Consider the following 19,543-nt stretch of genomic DNA (forward strand, 5'->3'; position numbering starts at 1 on the left):
GAGATGATGCGCATGATTGGTCGATAAGTATTCACTCATGCGTTCGCCCTAGAAGGGAGGATAAGTTTAAATGAAGGGTTATACAGTGAGTTACCCTGTCACCATATCAGGGTAACCACTGTCTTTATTAGCCATATATGTGAGGGCTAGTACCCATTAAAGAGTGAGAATCACTCGTCTCGAAGCAGTTGTAAACCTGCTGGCAGAGTATCGCCAAAGGCCTTTTGTGCTTCTTCTTGATTAAAGTCTTCTCTAGTTTCTAATAAATGAAGCCAAGTTTGTGGGACTTTACTTTTAGTTACTTTAGCCACGATCTCAGCGCGAAGTTCGGCTGAAATGTCTAGGGTTCTATCGCCTGTCTTACCGCCAATCATTACTGCTGCAAACGCTGCCATACTTTGTTTATTCCAATCAAGCTCTAGCAGACGCACCACCCAAGCTTGCACGTCCTTAACTGGAATGACATTGTGCTGACTGCCATATAATGGACGTCGATTGCCTAGGCGAGCTAATGCCCACCAGTGTGCATCACGATACTGTTCGTTATTGGTTGCTTTGCTAATAAACCAATTTGCCAGCAAAGTTTTATCGTCGAAATGCAGTCGCTCTAAGGAAGCGGACAGACGCACCATCGCTTCATATCCGTGTTCATGGGCTGTTTTTGCCGATTGCGGATTTTTTAGCGCGCCTGGATGAAGATACTTGGCAATATCACCTAGAATAGTCTCTTGTTGCTGTTGATTTAATCCACCGCTCACGCGACGCCAGAATATCCACCAATCACTCCAACCTTGCTGATTTTTAAACTGAATACCTTGTTGGTATAAAGGCCATACTTGTTCCATACGCCATGAATCGACAGGATCGCCAAAACCCGGTCGTAAGCTAAATCCAGCCAGTCTCAGCCAATTTTTTTCGTGTGGCTCTGAGCGGCGACGGCGTTTTTTACCTAAAGCAAAAGCATCAAACAGATGACGAGAGGTGCTGAGATCCCACTGTTCACGCTTACCTAGGTTACGCTCTAACTGTTTAGGTAACAGTTTGATTTCCTTGGTGTCGGTTTGTTTTTTACTGCCACTATAGAGTGTGGAAATCAGCGTCTTAGAGTGTTGTAAACTAACAGAGATTTCCTGCTCTTCTACCGTTTTTTGATTGCGTACTTCAAACTCAACTTGCCAGCGATTTTCATCGTTATTGATGTCGACACATTCAAGTTGCAAAGTACCAACTTCGGTAAGTTTACTGCTTAGCTGTACTTCCACTCGGCGTTTTTGATTTTCCGACAGATGATCATCATGACCACTATCAAGTGACGCGACATACGGCGGCAGGGCTTGCATTAAATCGCTATCAACGGCGTGCAGTGAGCCATTGTTAGGAATGGAAGAGTCACTTAACGAGTCTACGGTGGTGGTGAGCAAGTTAAAGCGCACAGGCTGATCTAAGGTCAGAGCAAAGCGTCTTCCGGTTAGGCGGATTTCAGTGCCTTCTTCTGCGCCTTTACCAAGTAAGCACAATGCTTGGCTCTTTTTACTTGGCAGGTGTAAAAAGTAAGAGCGGGGGCTACCACCCCCAATTTTTAACTGTGCACCGCGACGAGCTTTGCTGTAAGCAACCGCGCCATAAGCAACCGCATAATCTGGATGAGGATTATCCAACAGGGTGATGGCATCACCACGCCAATGCTCTAGTACCGATTGCATACGCTGTTTGATTAATGGGCTATTAAATGCGCCGCCATTGACCAATAGTGCGACGGGTATCGCGTTGCCATTTTGGGTGTTAAGAGCATCTTCGCAAGCTGACTGATGCTGGGTAAGAAACTGAGCCACATGCTTAGTTACCGCAGGATCGGCAACATACGGCAGTCCAAATTCAACAACCGCACTTCGTTTTTGGCTTGGTAATTGGTCAAGTTCAACACTTGGGAAAAACCCTTCTAACCCTAGTTGTTGCACTTCTGTTTTGCTGATGGCCACGCTGCGCGCACCACCAATTAAACGTGAGCCGCCGCCAAGAATGGTCACTTTGCCTTCTTCTGGCGCATCAAGTCCGAGCAAGGTTTCTTTTACCGCGCGGGTTTGCGAGATGAGTTTGCCTAATGCTTGGGCTTTCATCGGCGTTTTACTATTGAGTTTTTGCTCGCTGATGTGCGCCAGCGCTAAATCAATATTGTCACCCCCTAACATCAAGTGCTCACCCACACCAATACGGCTCAGGCTTAACTGGCCATCGGTATAGTTGGCTTTAATTAAGCTAAGGTCAGTCGTACCGCCACCCACATCACAAATTAGGATCAGTGGAATATCGGAAAGATCGGGATTATCTTGTTGTTCAAAGCGGGCATACCAGTCATAGCAAGCCGCTTGTGGCTCTTCAAGTAATAACACTTGACCTAGATTGGCCAGTTTTGCCGCTTTTAGCGTCAAGTTACGCGCCGTTTCATCAAAAGAGGCTGGGACGGTAATCACCACTTCCTGCTCTTCTAAAGGGTGGCTTGGGTTGCGGTGATTCCACGCATGTCGAATATGATTTAAGTAACTGGCACTGGCAATCACAGGGGAGACTTTTTCTACATCGTCTGCGCCTGCCCAAGGTAAAATCTCAGACTCGCGATCAACATTGCTGTGCGAGAGCCAACTCTTGGCACTGCAAACTTGTCGACCTTCTACTTGAGAGCCCAACTCGCGAGCCCATTCACCGATGATCACATGTTCGATATCACCGTCAATGGCTGTCTGCGTCCAGGGCAGTTGCAGAGCATCTTGGGAAAATTGCTCAGCAGTTGCATGAAAGCGAAATGAAGGCAATTGCGGGCGACGAGCGACTTCTCCTTGACCGACTAATTGATCAATTTCAAACAGCTGTAACGGTGATTCTTTGAGAGGGTCACTGTTTTCACAAAAGGCGACCACGGTATTGGTGGTACCAAGATCGATGCCGACGAGAAAGCGAGATTTTGTTGAGGTTGCCATAATTAACTCAAAGCCAGAATAGAATAAACAGCACTGAATGACTCAGTGCTGTTGCAGGATTGTCGATTAAAGAGAAGGGGACTCTTCTCTGACGCTAAATTCTACGTGCCATTTCTGGCCATTGTCTTGGGCGATAGCTTCAAGATATAAGGTGCCAAGCTCGGTGACGCGAGATGCCAGTTTTACCGCGACAATTTCGCCCACTTGTCGGCCTTCTTGAGCATCCAAAGTAACTTGAATTTCCGGCAGTTCATCCAGTTCACTATCTTGCCAGTAATCTAGGTGTGTACCTGCGCTGTCATCACGGCGCACACTAGATCCATAAAACTGAAAATGCACAGGTTGACCAATCACAAGGCCAAATTCTTGACTCGGTACATCTGCCGCAGAGCCTTCTTCCATACCAAATGGCGCGACACAAAGCGCTTCCATAGGCGGAGCCATACCTGGAATAGCCGGCATGGCGCTTTCGATGCCAACATAATAGCTCGATGCGATACCGCCGCGAATGCGAACCCCTTTACCAAGGCGCACTTGACCGTAATAAGCCGCGCCTGATGACACGGCTAAATCCAGATCAGAACCAAGTAGAAGTTTCGCTTCCGGTGCATCAGCGCCTGACAGCCAAAGGTTAATCACTTCAAATAAGCGTTCTGATAATGTGTCCGCTTTGAGTACGCCACCATTAAATAAAATCGCGGTTGGTTTAACAAAATCTGGTTTATCAGAGCCAAACATACCGCCAAACACATCTGAGGTAGATTCGGCTTGCTTGCTAAGGAAAGCGGCAATATGACGAGTGACACCAGCGTCTTGCGCGTAAGGTAAACCCATTTGAGTTAATGCACCGCGACGAGCTTGTTTTGGATGCTCATTAATGTCCACCACAGGGAAGAAACCATCAACCAATGTTTGTTGCACTTCTTCTGCTGTCAGTTCTGTTTTTAGCGTACTGCCCATAAGCTTTGAGCCGCGACTAGGAATCACGATCGGTACTGAGCTCAATTCTTTATCGTTCAGCAGCGCTTCTTTAGCATCACGACAAGCGTGTACTATGGTTTGAATTTGCCAAGGTTGCAGTTCTTTACCTTGCTCGGCCATCTTCATTTTGATGCGATAAGCTAAGGCAAGATCCATGTTGTCACCGCCAAGCAATATATGCTCACCGACCGCGACACGATCTAGCGTTAAGTTGCCATCTTCTTCCGTAACAGCTACGAGTGATAAATCGGTCGTACCGCCACCCACATCAACCACTAACACCACATCGCCTAAGCTCAGTTGGTTGCGCCAATCATCACCGGTTTTCTCAATCCAGTTATACAGCGCCGCTTGTGGCTCTTCTAACAAGGTCAGATGGTGCAGATTAAGATTACGCGCCGCCTCTGCGGTAAGATCGCGCGCCGCAGGATCAAACGAAGCTGGGACGGTGATGGTGACATCTTGATCTTGTAATAAGTTGTCTGGGTGCTGATGATTCCACGCCTGCATTAAGTGCTCTAAATACAGCTCTGTCGCGCGCAGTGGCGAGATTTTTGTGATTTCTTCTGGGCTACCAGCTGGTAGGAAGGCTTCACGGCGATTAACCGCTGAGTGACCAAGCCAAGACTTTGCGCTAGCAACCAAACGAATAGGGGTCTTGCTGCCTAATTTTCTGGCAATCGAGCCAACCAACGCTTCTGGTGATTGCGTCCAAGGAAGCGTGCGAGAGCCTGCGCCCATTTCGTGCTCACTGGGTTGGTAGATAAACGAACCCAGTTGATTTAGGCTTTCCACCTGACCTGGCGCACTGAGTTGGGCGATAGGCATTACTTGTACTTTGGCATCTTGTTGTTGTTTATCAACAAATGACAGCACACTGTGAGTCGTACCTAAATCGATACCAACGATATATTTTGAAGATTCAGTCATTAAAGCTCAACCTCAGCTGGCGCAATAATTGTTGCGTTATAGTTTTCTGCAAGTTTTGGAAGCTCAATTTTATCAGCCTTCCAACCTTTATGGATGAGTACGCCGTTAAAAGGTGCATGACCTGTTACGTTACCCACCAAGCGAATTTGTTGAGGATCAAAGCCTTCAACAACTTGAATGTTACTTTCTTCTGATTCGTCACGTACTGGAGAAAGTGAAACATAATCTTTCAGTACTTTTTGTCCGCCACTGTGAATAACACGTGCAGCTGCGCCCACTTCGTCATCGGCAAAAGAGGAGATGTCTTCTTTTAGGAAGTCGATAAGGCGAGCTTCTTGTTGCAAAAGAGACAACAGTTGTAGCGCGGAATCCGTTGAGGCAGTTTTGAGTTTTGACTCTACTTCAACGACTTTCTCAACCACTTTTTCAACTTCAACAATTTTCTCTACTTCAATGATTTTTTCGACAGGCTTTTCAACTTCGACGATTTTCTCAACCGGCTTTTCTACAATTTTTTCGATGGTCTTTGGCTTACGTGCAATTGCGATAATCAGCAGGACTACACTTGATGCGGCCAAACCTGCATGAAGCATATCAAACGTGGTCAGTGGCACGGATAGGTCGATGATCATGATTTCAGTCTCGTTAGATAAGGTTATGGAAAAAGGTAATTGCTCTAAATGTGCGGGCTAATAAAGAGAAATTCAAGGTGTTAAATGAATTTAGTTAGTGTTTGAGTGTGTCAAATTAAGGTAAACTTAGCGACAATTAAACCCGCTTATGAACAAGATTTAATGAACTATAACCGAGTTGTTTGTTTTGATTTAGAAATGTGTTGCTGGAATGAAAACGGCAAGGGCATAACTGGTGAAATCATCGAAATTGGCTTAGCTGAGATTGATCTCGCTAAGCAAAAAATTGTTAAACGTGCCCAATATTACGTGAAACCAGAGCAAGACGAAGTGTCTAAGTTTTGTGTGGAATTGACGGGCATCACCCCGAGAACCGTTGAAAAGCAAGGGCGTCCATTGCAAGCGGTGATGCAATCAATGATTAAAAACTTTGGTGGCCCAAATAAAATCTACGCCAGTTGGGGACGTGACGACATTATTTTTAGAAATGAATGCCTTGCTAAAGGCATCGATTTTCCGTTTGTTGAGTTCGTCAATTTAGCGACCTTGTATCGCATGCAACATCGCCTAAAAGAAAAACGCATTGGGCATAAAGCGGCGCAAGAAGCGGTCAATATTGAGTGGGAAGGTCGACAACACTCAGGTTATGCCGACGCTTATAATTTGGCAAAACTTGCTCTTACGATGCTTTAAGCTGTCTTTTAATCGCTAATCTTTTAATTGCGTTTCTTGGATCTCTAGCTTGGTTTTCACAAAGTCACTGTGATCGACATAAATAAGCTCTGCCACTTTTCGGATGACTGACTCTTCAATAGGGTCAAGCACACCATCAGCGTAGGCAACTGTCCACATCGCTTTAATCAGCTCATTTCTTTGTGGGCGAGGTAAGTCTCTTAGCTGAGACGTGAAATCATAGAGTGACACAGATTGTGTTGTTTGTTGCCGAGCATTGTCTAACAATTTGCTTGCCTCTTCCTTTGTCATATCAAGCAGTTTTTGCAGCATTTGAACTTCAGCCGTGAGCTCCTGGGTTGTTTGTGCATGATCGGCTGCGGTAACTTCACACAATAAAGCGGCAATCGCGAGCTTTGGCTGAGCTTGAGTATGACTGGCGAGATCGTTGCCATCTAATAGCTTTTTAAATAGAGATTGAAGCGTATTGAACATGCGATTTACCTTTGCGTTGTGATTTAACTCATCATTTTATGCAGCAGGAGAGGCTATGAAGTCAATAACGAATTTTGCAAAACTACTTTGGAGTTGCCATGCACACGCTTGGTTTATTTGAAACCTCAACCTTATTAGCCATGTTATTAATCTTCCTTGGCTCGTTTGTTCAGACTAGCATCGGCTTTGGATTAGCCATAGTTTCAGCGCCGTTACTGTTTCATATTTCTATGGATTACATTCCTGCGCCCATCTGTTTGGTGGGGCTGTGTATCTCGCTGTTTAATGCTCTCAAGTATCGTACTGATATTAGTCTTGGCGGATTAAAACTGGCGTTATATGCACGAGTTCCTGGCTCTGTATTAGGAGGCATGATTCTATTGTATGTCTCTGCCAGTATGTTATCACTGGCGCTGGGTATCTTCGTTTTATTAGCCGTTATGATTAGTTTATTACCGTATCGCTTAGAACCAACACCAAATCGAATGTTAGTTGCCGGCTTTTTGTCGGGCTTCATGGGCACAAGCTCGGGGATCGGTGGCCCGCCAATGGCGTTATTGCTACAGCATCAGGAAGCCAATAGCCTCAGAGGCAATTTATCCGCATTTTTTGTGTTCAGTTCGTTTATTTCTCTGGCAGTACTGTTTGCGGTTGGGCGATTTACCATGCTACACGTAGGGTTAACTTTACCGCTTATTCCCAGTGCCATGCTGGGCTATTGGGCGGCAACGCGCAGTGTGGCGTATTTGTCTAAACAGTGGATGAGGCGCATTTCGTTATTATTGTGTTTAGTCAGTGGCAGTTATGCGATTTGGCAGGGTATTTGCTAACAAAAAAATCATCTTAACTTGCAATAAACTGTCACATTTCATAGATGTAAACCTATAATAAATAGTGGTTTTTAGTTTGAACACTACTTATTTATGAAAGGACTCTATGAATACAGTTAAACCAAGGGTACTTGCGGCCTCTTTATTAGTTGCTCTTTCACCTGCCATGGCGGAAAACAAGGCAGAAAAAACGGTTGAAGAAAAGCCATTAGCAACCGCGGCGCGAGCACAAACACAAACAGAGCCCCCATTAGAATCTCAAAACCCTGAACAAACTTGGGGTCTTGCCGGGGTGGTACGCTCCGCTTCTGTCCCTTATGTCAATGGGCTCGATCTTGATGATGCCGAGCGTGTCACCACCTTTATCCCTATGCTTTATTTTGAAAATGATTATGTGTATGTAAAGGGACTCACCATTGGGGGCTATGTTTATAACCCTAAAGACAGTGATTGGAATGTATCGTTATTGGGTCGCCTTCGATTTGTTGATATCCCCGCTGAAATTCAAAATGCGTATGGCGCCGATGCCTTGGATATGGGGCTTCGCGGCGAATATCAGTATAGTGAGGATTGGTTTGCCTATTCGGAGTTAATGACGGATAAACACGGTAATTGGTATACCACGCTAGGCACAGAAGGCGAATACGCATTTGGCAGTTTAACGCTGCAACCCCACGCCTCACTTCGTTTAAAAAGTAGTGATTTTAACAGCGCTTATTACGCTCTAGGTTTTGAAGATATCGATGCAGGGGTGGATTACTTTGCTGGTATTCGCGCCAATTATCATGTTATCTCAAATCTGTATCTGCTTGGCGCTGTAAATCTGCATATGTTGGATAATAACGCTGAACATTCTGCGGTTATTGATGACCAGTTACAGACGGAATACTACTTAGGGATTGGTTTTTTCAATGATCCTGATAAAAAGCGTAAATCTCACCTATCGAATAAACCGTATTTAAGAATTGCCCATGGCTGGGGTACGCCATCCAATCTTGGCGATATCATCGGTGGAGAGATTGAAGATGATCCATACAACAGCCAACTGACTTCGTTATTTTATGGTCATCCACTGACGGATAGCTTGTTTGGATTGCCACTGGATATTTACTTAACCCCAGGTTTTGCTTGGCATTGGAGTCATCAAGATCAAGCTTCTAGCCAAGAATATATCTTAGCCATCAAAGCTTATTATACTTTTACATGGCCGTTTGATTGGCGCTTTGGTGTTGCTGAGGGGATGTCTTATACCTCTAAGATCAATTCACTAGAGAAGAACGAATTTGCTACTAAAGGCAAAGAGCCAAATAATTTCCTCAATTACTTGGATTTCTCTTTGGACGTCAACTTAGGCTCAATGTTTAACGCGCGCTCAATTGATAATGTATGGCTTGGTTATTCCATTCACCATCGCTCGGCCATCTTTGAAAAATCGTCGCAATATGGACGCATTAAAGGCGGCAGTAACTACAACTCTGTGTACGTTCAATTTGATTTTTAGTGTGAGTTAATCGTTTTTGAATACAACAAGTAAAGCGCAGGCAAAATGGTCTGCGCTTTTTTTATGGTTGTTGTGATACAATTTATCCAGTTCTACCTTTCAATCGTTATCAGTTCGGAATTGTTTTGACCCAATCTCATCCTCAAAAACAGACAAACACCGCTTCTTCATTAAAATCAGCACTTAAAGAGTGCATGATTAAAGACCGTTTTCGCCTCTCTAAACGCATTCAAGGTGCCAGTCGCATCAATAAAGAGGGCGCTAAAAATGCCGTATTTGATGAAATAGCCTTAGATATTGCTAAATCAATGATGACGGTGCAGGCGCGTTGCGCCAATATGCCGACCATTGAGTACCCAGAAATTTTACCCGTCAGCCAAATGCGTGACGAAATTAGCGAAGCCATTGCCAATAATCAGGTCGTGATTGTCGCCGGTGAAACAGGCTCGGGTAAAACCACTCAGCTGCCAAAAATTTGCGCCGAACTGGGTCGTGGTAAAACCGGGCTGATTGGTCATACTCAGCCAAGACGTTTAGCGGCGCGCTCCGTTGCCAGTCGTATTGCCGAGGAAATGGAAACCCAGCTTGGTGAGTTTGTTGGCTATAAAGTTCGTTTTAACGATAAGATCAGTGAAAACACACAAATCAAGCTAATGACCGATGGTATCTTGCTGGCCGAAATCCAACATGATCGTTACTTAAACCAATACGACACCATCATTATTGATGAAGCGCACGAACGCAGTCTTAATATCGATTTCATATTGGGTTACCTGCGCAATATCTTGCCAAAGCGCCCCGATCTAAAAGTCATCATCACCTCAGCAACCATCGATCCTGAGCGATTTTCAAAGCACTTTAATAACGCGCCAATCATTGAAGTCTCGGGACGGACTTATCCTGTGGATACTCGCTATCGTCCATTATCGGGTGACGATGATGAGGATAGAGATCAGCTGCAAGGTATTTTTGATGCAGTAGATGAGCTGTGTGATGAAGGGTTAGGGGATATCCTGATCTTTATGAATGGTGAGCGAGAAATTCGTGATACCGCGGATGCGTTAACCAAACGTAATCTTCGCAGCACGGAAGTGGTGCCGTTATACGCAAGGTTATCCTCCTCTGAACAAAACCGTATCTTCCAGTCTCACACTGGTCGCCGTATTGTTCTAGCAACCAACGTGGCAGAAACCTCATTGACCGTACCGGGTATTCGCTATGTTATTGATCCAGGTAGCGCCCGTATTAGTCGATACTCGTACCGCACTAAGGTTCAGCGATTGCCTATTGAACCTGTATCTCAAGCCAGTGCCAATCAGCGTAAGGGTCGTTGTGGACGTGTAGCGGAAGGTATTTGTATACGTCTGTACGATGAGGAAGATTTCTTATCGCGTCCAGAGTTTACCGATCCGGAAATTCTGCGAACCAACCTTGCCTCGGTTATCTTGCAAATGACCGCACTAGGGCTTGGTGACATTGAAGCGTTCCCCTTTGTCGAAAAGCCAGATCGTCGTAATATCCAAGATGGTGTGCGTCTACTTGAAGAGTTAGGCGCAATTAATGGTTCGGTAACCGATCCTCGTAAACGCTTAACAGGCATTGGTCGCAAATTAGCTCGCCTACCTATTGATCCTCGTTTAGGTCGCATGGTGATTGAAGCGCCTCGTTTGGGATGTGCAAAAGAGGTGATGGTGATTGCGTCTGCTTTATCGATTCAAGATCCAAGAGAACGCCCAAGTGACAAGCAGCAAGCGTCTGATGAAAAGCATCGCCGTTTTGCTGATAAAGACTCAGACTTTTTAAGTTTTGTTAATCTTTGGGATTATCTGAAAGATCAGCAAAAAGAGTTGTCTTCCAATCAATTCCGCCGTCAGTGTAAGCAAGATTACTTGAGCTATTTGCGAGTGCGTGAATGGCAAGATTTGTACTTCCAGTTAAACCAGTCACTGCGTGAATTAGACATTAAAGTAAACCAAGAACCGGCAAATTACGAAGCGGTGCATTGCGCTCTGCTTAGTGGCATGTTGTCGCATATTGGTGTTAAAGATCAAGAGAAGAACGAATATCAAGGGGCGCGTAATGCGCGTTTTCATATCTTCCCAGGCTCTGGGTTATTTAAGAAACAGCCTAAATGGGTGATGACCGCAGAGCTGGTGGAAACATCGCGTCTATGGGGGCGAATTGTTGCCAAAATTCAGCCTGAATGGATTGAACCCCTTGCTGGGCACTTAATTAAGCGTAGCTACAGTGAGCCTCATTGGGCGAAGAAACCTGCCGCAGTGCAAGCTCACGAAAAAGTGACTTTGTATGGCATTCCAATCGTCCCTAAACGTACGGTTAATTACGGCCCAATTGATCCACCTTTATGTCGTGAGTTATTTATTCGCTCGGCTATGGTCGAAGGGGATTGGGAAACCAAACACAGTTTCTTTAAGCAAAACCGTAAGTTATTACGAGAAGTGGAAGAGCTTGAACACAAATCTCGTCGCCGTGATATTTTGGTTGATGATGATGAGTTGTTTGATTTTTACGATCAACGTGTCTCTACAGAAGCGATTTCTGGGCGTCATTTTGATAGCTGGTGGAATCAAGAGCGTAAAACCAATTCAGAGTTACTTAACTTTGAAAAGGAAATGCTGTTTAGAAGTGATGCTTCTCATGTTACCGAGCTTGATTACCCTAACTTCTGGCATCAAAACGGCTTGAAGCTCAAGCTTAGTTATCAATTTGAACCCGGTGATGATAGTGACGGTGTCACGGTACACATTCCGTTACCGGTATTAAACCAAGTACAACCGGAAGGTTTTGATTGGCAAATCCCGGGCTTACGTCAGGAGCTTGTGGTCAGCTTAATTAAATCACTGCCAAAAACTTTACGTCGTAATTTTGTGCCTGCGCCCAATTACGCGGACGCCTTTTTATCAAGAGTGACCCCATTAGAAGCGCCGTTACTCGACAGTTTAGAAAAAGAACTGCGCCGTATGACCGGTACTGAAGTGTTAAGAGAAGATTGGAGAATTGAACAAATCCCAGATCATCTTAAAGTAACGTTCCGCGCCGTTGATCATCGTCACCGTAAGCTAAAAGAGCACGCGGATTTATACGAGCTAAAAGACTCGCTAAAAGAAAAGGTTCAGCAAACACTGTCTAAAGTGGCTGATGACGATATAGAGCAAAAAGATCTACACACTTGGAGCTTTGGCGAAATACCCAAAGTGTATGAGCAAAAACGTGGTGGCTATCAGGTGAAAGCTTATCCTGCCATCGTTGATGCAAAGCAAAGTGTTGAGATCAAGCTGTTTGAAACTGAGTATGAGCAGCAGCAAGCAATGCAAGCAGGTCAGCGCCGCTTAGTGCTTTTGAATGTGCCGTCACCGGTTAAATATTTGCATCAAAATCTACCGAACAAATCAAAGCTTGGTTTGTACTTTAACCCATACGGTAAAGTCTTAGATTTGATTGATGATTGTATTGCCTGTGGTGTGGATAAACTGATTCAAGAGCGTGGCGGATTGGTTTGGCAAGCCGAACAGTTTGAAGCCTTAAAAGAACATGTTCGTGCAGAGCTTGGTGATACAGTCGTGGATATCGCTAAACAAGTGGAAACCATTCTTACCACTGCATTTAGCATTAATAAAAAGCTGAAAGGTCGCGTTGATTTAAGCATGGCTTTTGCGCTATCGGATATTAAAGCGCAACTGGAAGGGCTTATTTATCGCGGTTTTGCCACCGATTGTGGTTGGAAAAAATTGCCTGATATTTTGCGATACATGCGCGCAATTGAAAGACGAATGGAAAAACTGCCAATCGACCCTAATCGCGACCGACTGCATATTCTAAAAGTAGAAGCGGTGGCTAAAGAATATCAAGAATTGAAGAACAAAATACCCAAAGGGGCGGTAGTACCTGAGTCTGTTAAAGAGATTCATTGGATGCTACAAGAACTGCGGGTGAGCTTTTTTGCTCAACAATTGGGTACTCCTTATCCTATATCGGATAAGAGAATACGAAATGCGATACAAAATGTGTAAATCTTTACTGCGAAACTCTCATTTGTGATACATAATAATATGATTCAAAAGCAGTAACAAAACAGGAAGTTAGAATGAAGTACGTTAAATATGCACTTGCAATTGGCCTAATGGGCGCGTCATCAATGGCCGCTGCGGACTCATGGCTATACGCAGGTGGCTCAGTAGGGCAGTCTTCTTTTAAAAGTGATAACAACACCACCTTCGGGTTTCATGTTGGTACGGGTATCTTACCTATCATTGGTTTAGAAGCCGGCTACTGGAACCTAGGATCATTTGATGATTCAGTAGGAAACTATGAGCTTCAAACATTCTATGCAGGCATTAAACCAAGCATTGATTTAGGTCCGGTTCACCTTTACGGACGTTTAGGTGCTCACCAATACGACTTGAGTGGCAATGCAGGCGCGCAAGATGATGATGGCTTCAATATCATGTACGGCGTAGGCGCTGAGTACTTTGTTATGGATATGATTTCTGTTGGTGCAGGTTACCAAAGATTTGAACTAAGCCATGATGCTGTTGATACTTATACGTTAAATGCGACTTTCCATTTCTTATAAGAAATATTGATCAATCAGTCTTTAATTTAAATGCCCCTAAATGGGGCATTTTTTGTTTAATGTTTTGTATTTAGCACATTTCTCTTATCTAGCCCTTTTAGCCGTAATTATTACCGAGTAAAAACGGCTAAAAACCAGACTCTATTTGCACTTATACTTATGAAACGATATGCTCATTAGGTATTGTAAATTATTGTAATACAGTGATTTCCATAAAATTATTATGTGTATTATTTCAGTCTCGATTAGTCAAGGAGGTGACCTGATATGAGCTACCTTCTTATTTTGCCCACTATTTGCATTCCAATATTTATCTTCTTTAGTTTCGAGATTATAAACCTTACTGATTTTTTACTTGAGTCCTTGTCATTTACTCTAATCACCGGAATTGTCGTTTTTGGCCGCAAAACATTAGATATCACCATTACACTGGGTTTATTGTGTATCTTGATTCGAGAGTTTTTTGAGTGTCTTGAGCAAGCTGCAGAGCTGCAACATATTCTTCATGACAGTGCGTTTTTGGAGATATTTGTGGGTGATATATTGTCCATTAGCGGGTTGATTTTAGCGACCTTTGGCGTTCACAAGATGTTTGTACATCAAAATCGTATTGCTGAAATTGAACCTCTGACAAATACATTTAATAAGCGCGCGATTGAGAGCCTATCTAAAACGGAGCTTTCTCGCGCAAAACGAAACAAAGCCAATACCTCTCTTATTTTGATTGATATCGATTACTTTAAAAGCGTTAACGATAATTATGGGCATCAGGTGGGTGATAAAGCCTTAATCGCGGTTGCTGATCACTTGCGAAAACAAGTTCGTAGCTATGATTTGCTTTCGCGCTGGGGAGGGGATGAGTTTATTATTCTTTGCCCAAACACCAATAAAACCGAAGTGATTGAGGTTATGACGCGATTGCAAAAACCGGTCAGTTTTGAGTTAGAAACCACTCATGTTGACGTCACTTTGAGTATTGGCGCAACCACGATAGATCATACTGGCAAGGCGGAGTTTAATGCCTTATTTGTTGAGGCAGATAAAGCTTTGTATTTCGTTAAACAAAGTGGCAGGAATAACCGCTGCCACTTTGATAGTCTTTCTTTTGATTAATAGCTTATAGATAACGGTTCTTTAAATGATCTTTAAAGAACTGAGCATTAAGTGTTTCACCGGTTGCTTGTTTTACCAATTCATCCGTCGTTAATGAACTGCCTTTACTCCAGATATTATCCGATAACCATGTAAAAATAGGAGAAAGGTCTCCGCTTTCAATTACACCATCAACATTGACTGTTTTCTTCATTGCCGCCATAAATTGCGCTGCATACATCGCGCCTAGGGTGTAGCTTGGGAAGTAGCCGAAACTTCCATCGCCCTAGTGTTAAATGTATCCTGCATGTATATTGGTTTTGTTAAAATGGATAATGGATTTCAGATGGCAGCTCAAGTTTATTTATACAATCGATTCTCAAGTGTTGAACAGAGAAAAGGAGGCTCACTCGAACGTCAGGCAGAATATGCAAAGAACATCGCCAAAAAATATGGTTTGAAAATAAATGATGAATTGATTATGACGGATGAGGGATTATCTGCGTTTCATGCTAAGCATCTTAAACGGGGTGCGTTAGGTCTGTTTATGAGTTCAGTCGAAAGCGGTCTTGTAGATGAAGGGTCAGTCTTAATTATTGAATCTCTTGATCGCCTTAGTCGGGAAGACATTTTGTCAGCACAAACTTTGTTTTTGAGTCTGGTAAATCGCGGGATTACGATAGTCACCGCTATAGATGAACAAGTTTATAGCCAACAATCTCTGCGAGAACAACCCTTACAATTTATACAACCTCTTGCTTTGATGATACGTGCTCATGATGAGTCGTTGACTAAACAAAAGCGCTCTGTAGCTTTTATTAAGCAACAAGTTAAGAAGTTCAAGCTCGATGGTAGTGGTGATGTAGCTGGTTCAACTCCGTATTGGATATCAAAAACCCCAAATGGTTATGAGCTCAATGAAAATAGTGATTCCGTTAAAGTGATAGTCGAACAGTATTTAAATAACAAAGGCTTGAATCAAATAGCTCGTTACTTAACTGAAAATGGGTATTCGACACCTTCTAACAAACGCGATTCATGGGGCGTGACAACTATACGCAAAATTCTTGATAATCCTGCATTATACGGGCTTAAAGCCTTCAAGATGAAATCATTACTAAATGGCAGAGAGATAATTGAAAAATTTGAATTAGAAGGGTATTACCCATCTATAACAACAAGAGCTAACTTTTTGTCGATTCAAGCAGCAAAAGCTTCAAGGACAAACAGCAGGGAATCGTACGGAAATAATACATACTTTCTCTCATCATATGGAAAAAATAAAGTGGTTTGCAGCGTATGTAGAACAACGGTTCGCTCCCAATTGCAAAAACAGTATAACCGAAAAGGGGAGTTTACAAAAACGGCTTATAGACTTCACTGTGGCAAGCACAAGGAGACTCTTGATTGCTGTAAGAGTTTTGAAGCGTCTGAATTGGAAAAAGCCTTTTTATCTGCTGTTGCTTCAAATATTTCAGCATCTGAAATAAAAGAGAAGAGTATAGACTTAGACAGCATTGATTCAAAGAAAGCTGAAATAGGAGATTTAAAAACTCAGTTGACGAAAATGTTTGAAATACTGTTAGATATAAATGATAACGATTTCTTAGTTCAAGCGAAAGATAAGATACAGAGCTTAGAAAAAGAAAAGATTAAACTCGAAGATGAGCTTGCTGAACTAGAAACAGAAACCCCTCAGCTTAGATGTGAAGATCATATCAAGCTCAATCAGTTAGTCGATGAATGTCAGGACATTAAATCAGGAGATTTGAGAGTTCAGCTGAAACAAATGTTATTGAAAATTGTCGACCAGATCATAATCGATTTTAAGGCTAAGTCACTCGCAGTCATTTTTAAAAATTCTGACCCAATTACTATTACCTATGACAGAAAAAATAAAAGTTATATAAGTGAAGCATTTATTCAAATTCGACTAAGAAAAGATAGATTTCGCTAGTGTTTAGTTTAGAGGTTCAAACAACCTGCTGTAATTTGTAAAGAAATGATGGAGGCTATCTGAATATTTAGGATGTTGCAGCTCGGAGTTGAAGTAGGGCATTGCATGAACTAATTTGAGTTGGATTTCAATTGTTGGGACTGATTGCGTTATATTAACTGGAGTCTGTAACAGTTTACCTGAAGTGTACCATCAGTATTTGATCCCTGATCCTGATTAAGCATTTTCCCATACTTGCCGTTATTCATGAATAGCTAATATATATTTTCCTTAAGTGATTTTGTCCAGAACCGTGATAGTCAGCATAACTCCAAATTTGTGATCCTACAGGCAGAGCAGCAGTCCTTCGCCACAAAAACTACTTTTTAGTGCGTTATTTATCTTTAGAGCAAACTTCATACAACTCTCCAACATCAATAGACAAATTTATACAGATTGCCGAAATTACGTCTAAGTCGACTCGATTAGCCGTCTCGTTATAGATACGGGTTAGGATGTTCCTGTGGACCCCTGTCTCTCTTGATAAATCTGAAATCTTCATTCTCCGTTCACCGAGAATTCGAGATAGGTTGCATTTAATGTTCATTGTGTACGTTTTCCGTGTAAAAAATACTTGTAATGAGCTTCTGTAGTGTTACTATAAATACACGGTAAACGTGCGTTTAGCTCATTTAATGGTAAATAATGATGTGTAATGTACTGCAACTTTCCTTTTTTTGCTACAGAGAAAGGGAGAGAATTCAATCAACTTAACAGATTTGTAAGGGATGTTATGACTACGACAAATTATGCAGGCCTGGTAGTACATTGCTCTAGTTGCATTCTAGATGTACTAGAAACCCCCAACCAATTTAAAGAATCAAACTATGACTGGAAGCATTATCAAAATGAGCTAAGGCAGCTTATTTTTATGCGTTTACAACAACGAAGCATTCCAAGACAACAATCGTTAAAAACGGCTTACCATATGTCTGGTGCGATGACGGTGTTTCTTCAGCGTTGTGTACTCTCGGGGTATGAAAAAAATGGTCTCGCGACGAACGCTTTGGATTATCTTCAATCCAAATATGATGCTTTACACTAAGCTATTATCGTATCAAAAATGGGTGACGAGTATTCGTTGCCTATTTTTATTCTGTTCTCAATGAAGTGATTTTGAGTGGGTAAGTCGTGTGAAATACTGGAGAATTGCCACCTACTAAATTGACATTTCTGTCGTTAATATTTGATGCTGAGATTAAGATAAAAGCGAACAGCAAGGTTACTCTTTCGCCGTACAAATTTTTCAAATTTCTCCGTCTTCAGACCTTGCTTAGGTTGCCACCTAAGAACCGCCTGAGCTACGCGCCCAGACCGCGTAATCTCGCACATTCACACTCAATAACGTGGTTTACAGGTCTAGGTAAGCTGTAAAGTATTTGGCTGTATTGCATAAAATAATGTATAAATTAGGATTATATTCGATATCGATAGAGAGTAAAAAGTTTTTATTAAATGTTGAGTTCTTCTGTTCAGTATGAGATAACTTAATCAAATAAGATAAAAAGTTTCATGCTAATAACGGAAAAAACTAGAACTAAACTAGACTCAATATCACATCGTTTCACCCTTCAATTTTGCGAGAGTTTTCTCGCTAAAACTCTGCCATTAACAAGCGCACTTCATTATTCATCACATCTACATTGTGATATTACCTCTTGCGTATCGCTTGTTTTTCAATCAAACCGTTCTATTCAGTCTTTGCGTCAAAGCTGCAAGCTTGATGCTGACTTCGCATGTCACTTTGTGCTGTCGCTATTTACCAATAATAAAAAAACAAAGGTAACGCTTATGTCCACAACTCCAAGGGCAGTTGCCCTTTCACTTTTAAAAAATGAATCCGACCATGAGATTTTTAGCGCTGCATTGCATTCGTTAATTATCTCCAGTAAAGCAGTCACAAAGAGTGCACTTAAAGAATCGACACAATTTGAAGATGCAAAGTTTGATGCTTTCTGTCAGTACTATCTTAATGACAAAAAAGCGCGCATTGAACTTCGTACATCGATAGAAAACAAAATGCTGTGGCAGCATAAATCGGACCTAACTACTCGAAGTTTATCTCAGACTGTCGAGTCGGCAATGACACGAGTGAATATACATGTCATGCCAACAACTGAGTTGAATGCCATAGCACAAGAATTAGTACGCTTTAATTCTTTGGTTAATCAACTCGCTAAGTGGTGTAACACCTACAAGTCCGCAGCGGACGCTATTGCTGTTCTTACTCAACTTGATGCGTTATCGACAGAGTTTTCGACATTGCAAACGTCGCTGAGTACAAAGTTGTTATTAAAACGTCTGCGTGAGGATTCGACGTTATGACGGTGATTCGAGTATTTGCAAACGACGGTAGCAGTGGCGCACATGCGGCCAGTGCTACAGATTATGTGCACTCTTTATATCAAGCACAAACAGATGAGCAACGCGAAGAAGCTGTATTAGCAAGGCAATTACTTGCTACAGCTCAAGAAAGAAATGACGCGGAGGGCATAGAAGAAGCACATGCTATGTTGAAATCAACAAAAACGCGTCGCGCAGTTACACTGCGTATTCCGGTGATTGCGATCAGCTGTTTCGGTTTATTCCGATCACCAGATCCTGCCGTTTTTCTCTCTTCTTATTTTTACTCTAAGTGATCGGATTGCGCCAGTTTTCTCATTGATTCACCTCCCAGTTCTATTCGATGACTATTGTGTACGAGCCGATCCATTAGCGCGTCTGCAACGGTAGCGTTACCGATCATGTTGTACCACTCCTTTACGGGTAATTGGCTGATGACGATTGTGCTGCTGTTTTGATAACGATCTTCAAGCACTTCTAGTAAGTGACCCGCATGCTCTTG

General features: G+C 42.7%; 15 protein-coding genes and 2 pseudogenes. 10 read left to right on the forward strand and 7 right to left on the reverse strand.

Annotated elements, in window-relative coordinates:
* Nucleotides 1-170 precede the first annotated feature (170 nt).
* The 3 genes from A9260_RS09280 to A9260_RS09290 all read right to left on the reverse strand — a co-directional run bounded on the left by A9260_RS09280 (nt 171) and on the right by A9260_RS09290 (nt 5,518).
* Entirely contained in the window at nt 171-2,975 is a 2,805-nt protein-coding gene (locus A9260_RS09280) for an Hsp70 family protein (RefSeq protein ID WP_068698333.1), read from the reverse strand.
* A gap of 66 nt (nt 2,976-3,041) precedes the next feature.
* Entirely contained in the window at nt 3,042-4,886 is a 1,845-nt protein-coding gene (locus tag A9260_RS09285; RefSeq protein WP_068698335.1) for an Hsp70 family protein, read from the reverse strand.
* Entirely contained in the window at nt 4,886-5,518 is a 633-nt protein-coding gene (locus A9260_RS09290; RefSeq protein WP_068698337.1) for a DUF2760 domain-containing protein, read from the reverse strand. The genes A9260_RS09285 and A9260_RS09290 overlap by 1 nt, the downstream gene beginning before the upstream one ends.
* Before the next feature lie 162 nt (nt 5,519-5,680).
* Here A9260_RS09290 and A9260_RS09295 point away from each other — a divergent pair, with 162 nt between their 5' ends.
* Nucleotides 5,681-6,211 carry a 3'-5' exonuclease gene (locus A9260_RS09295; protein ID WP_068698362.1) on the forward strand — a complete coding sequence of 177 codons (531 nt, stop codon included), beginning with the start codon at nt 5,681-5,683 and terminating at the stop codon, nt 6,209-6,211.
* A gap of 15 nt (nt 6,212-6,226) precedes the next feature.
* Here the strand turns inward: A9260_RS09295 and A9260_RS09300 are convergent, their stop codons facing one another.
* Nucleotides 6,227-6,685, reverse strand: a complete 459-nt coding sequence (locus tag A9260_RS09300; protein WP_068698339.1) for a TerB family tellurite resistance protein — start codon at nt 6,683-6,685, stop codon at nt 6,227-6,229.
* A gap of 140 nt (nt 6,686-6,825) precedes the next feature.
* Between A9260_RS09300 and A9260_RS09305 the strand changes: the two genes are divergently transcribed.
* The 5 genes from A9260_RS09305 (at nt 6,826) to A9260_RS09325 (ending at nt 14,723) form a co-directional block, all read left to right on the forward strand.
* Nucleotides 6,826-7,515, forward strand: coding sequence for a sulfite exporter TauE/SafE family protein (locus tag A9260_RS09305; protein WP_068698364.1), 690 nt, complete (start codon nt 6,826-6,828; stop codon nt 7,513-7,515).
* 106 nt (nt 7,516-7,621) lie between these two features.
* Nucleotides 7,622-9,016, forward strand: coding sequence for a MipA/OmpV family protein (locus A9260_RS09310; RefSeq protein ID WP_068698341.1), 1,395 nt, complete (start codon nt 7,622-7,624; stop codon nt 9,014-9,016).
* Nucleotides 9,017-9,141: 125 nt separating this feature from the next.
* The gene (hrpA, locus tag A9260_RS09315) at nt 9,142-13,047 is read left to right on the forward strand and encodes an ATP-dependent RNA helicase HrpA (protein WP_068698343.1); all 3,906 of its coding nucleotides are present in this window, start codon (nt 9,142-9,144) and stop codon (nt 13,045-13,047) included.
* A gap of 74 nt (nt 13,048-13,121) precedes the next feature.
* A complete protein-coding gene (locus A9260_RS09320) occupies nt 13,122-13,610 on the forward strand; it encodes a porin family protein (RefSeq protein WP_068698345.1) in 489 nt (162 codons plus the stop codon).
* A 267-nt stretch (nt 13,611-13,877) separates the two neighbouring features.
* Nucleotides 13,878-14,723 (forward strand): GGDEF domain-containing protein, encoded by an 846-nt coding sequence (locus A9260_RS09325; RefSeq protein WP_068698347.1) that lies wholly within the window; start codon nt 13,878-13,880, stop codon nt 14,721-14,723.
* Nucleotides 14,724-14,727: 4 nt separating this feature from the next.
* Here A9260_RS09325 and A9260_RS09330 read toward each other — a convergent pair.
* Nucleotides 14,728-14,985 (reverse strand): annotated as a pseudogene (locus A9260_RS09330) (carboxypeptidase M32); the annotation flags it as partial.
* Nucleotides 14,986-15,048: 63 nt separating this feature from the next.
* On the opposite strand from A9260_RS09330, the gene A9260_RS09335 reads away from it, so the two are divergent.
* Nucleotides 15,049-16,659 carry a recombinase family protein gene (locus tag A9260_RS09335; protein WP_197485274.1) on the forward strand — a complete coding sequence of 537 codons (1,611 nt, stop codon included), beginning with the start codon at nt 15,049-15,051 and terminating at the stop codon, nt 16,657-16,659.
* 373 nt (nt 16,660-17,032) lie between these two features.
* Here A9260_RS09335 and A9260_RS16695 read toward each other — a convergent pair whose 3' ends face one another.
* Nucleotides 17,033-17,245 (reverse strand): helix-turn-helix domain-containing protein, encoded by a 213-nt coding sequence (locus A9260_RS16695; protein ID WP_082957104.1) that lies wholly within the window; start codon nt 17,243-17,245, stop codon nt 17,033-17,035.
* A gap of 186 nt (nt 17,246-17,431) precedes the next feature.
* Between A9260_RS16695 and A9260_RS09340 the strand changes: the two genes are divergently transcribed.
* From A9260_RS09340 to A9260_RS09350, 3 genes are all read left to right on the forward strand, one after another.
* The gene (locus A9260_RS09340) at nt 17,432-17,743 is read left to right on the forward strand and encodes a hypothetical protein (RefSeq protein WP_156684032.1); all 312 of its coding nucleotides are present in this window, start codon (nt 17,432-17,434) and stop codon (nt 17,741-17,743) included.
* 746 nt (nt 17,744-18,489) lie between these two features.
* Nucleotides 18,490-19,023, forward strand: coding sequence for a plasmid mobilization relaxosome protein MobC (locus A9260_RS09345; protein ID WP_068698355.1), 534 nt, complete (start codon nt 18,490-18,492; stop codon nt 19,021-19,023).
* Nucleotides 19,020-19,337: a hypothetical protein gene (locus A9260_RS09350; RefSeq protein WP_068698356.1), complete on the forward strand. Its 318-nt coding sequence runs from the start codon at nt 19,020-19,022 to the stop codon at nt 19,335-19,337. The genes A9260_RS09345 and A9260_RS09350 overlap by 4 nt, the downstream gene beginning before the upstream one ends.
* Here A9260_RS09350 and istB read toward each other — a convergent pair.
* Nucleotides 19,325-19,543 (reverse strand): annotated as a pseudogene (gene istB / locus A9260_RS09355) (IS21-like element ISVch3 family helper ATPase IstB); the annotation flags it as partial. The gene A9260_RS09350 and the pseudogene istB overlap by 13 nt on opposite strands.

The organism is Vibrio sp. UCD-FRSSP16_30 (assembly GCF_001676025.1).
In the GTDB taxonomy this organism is placed as follows: domain Bacteria; phylum Pseudomonadota; class Gammaproteobacteria; order Enterobacterales; family Vibrionaceae; genus Vibrio.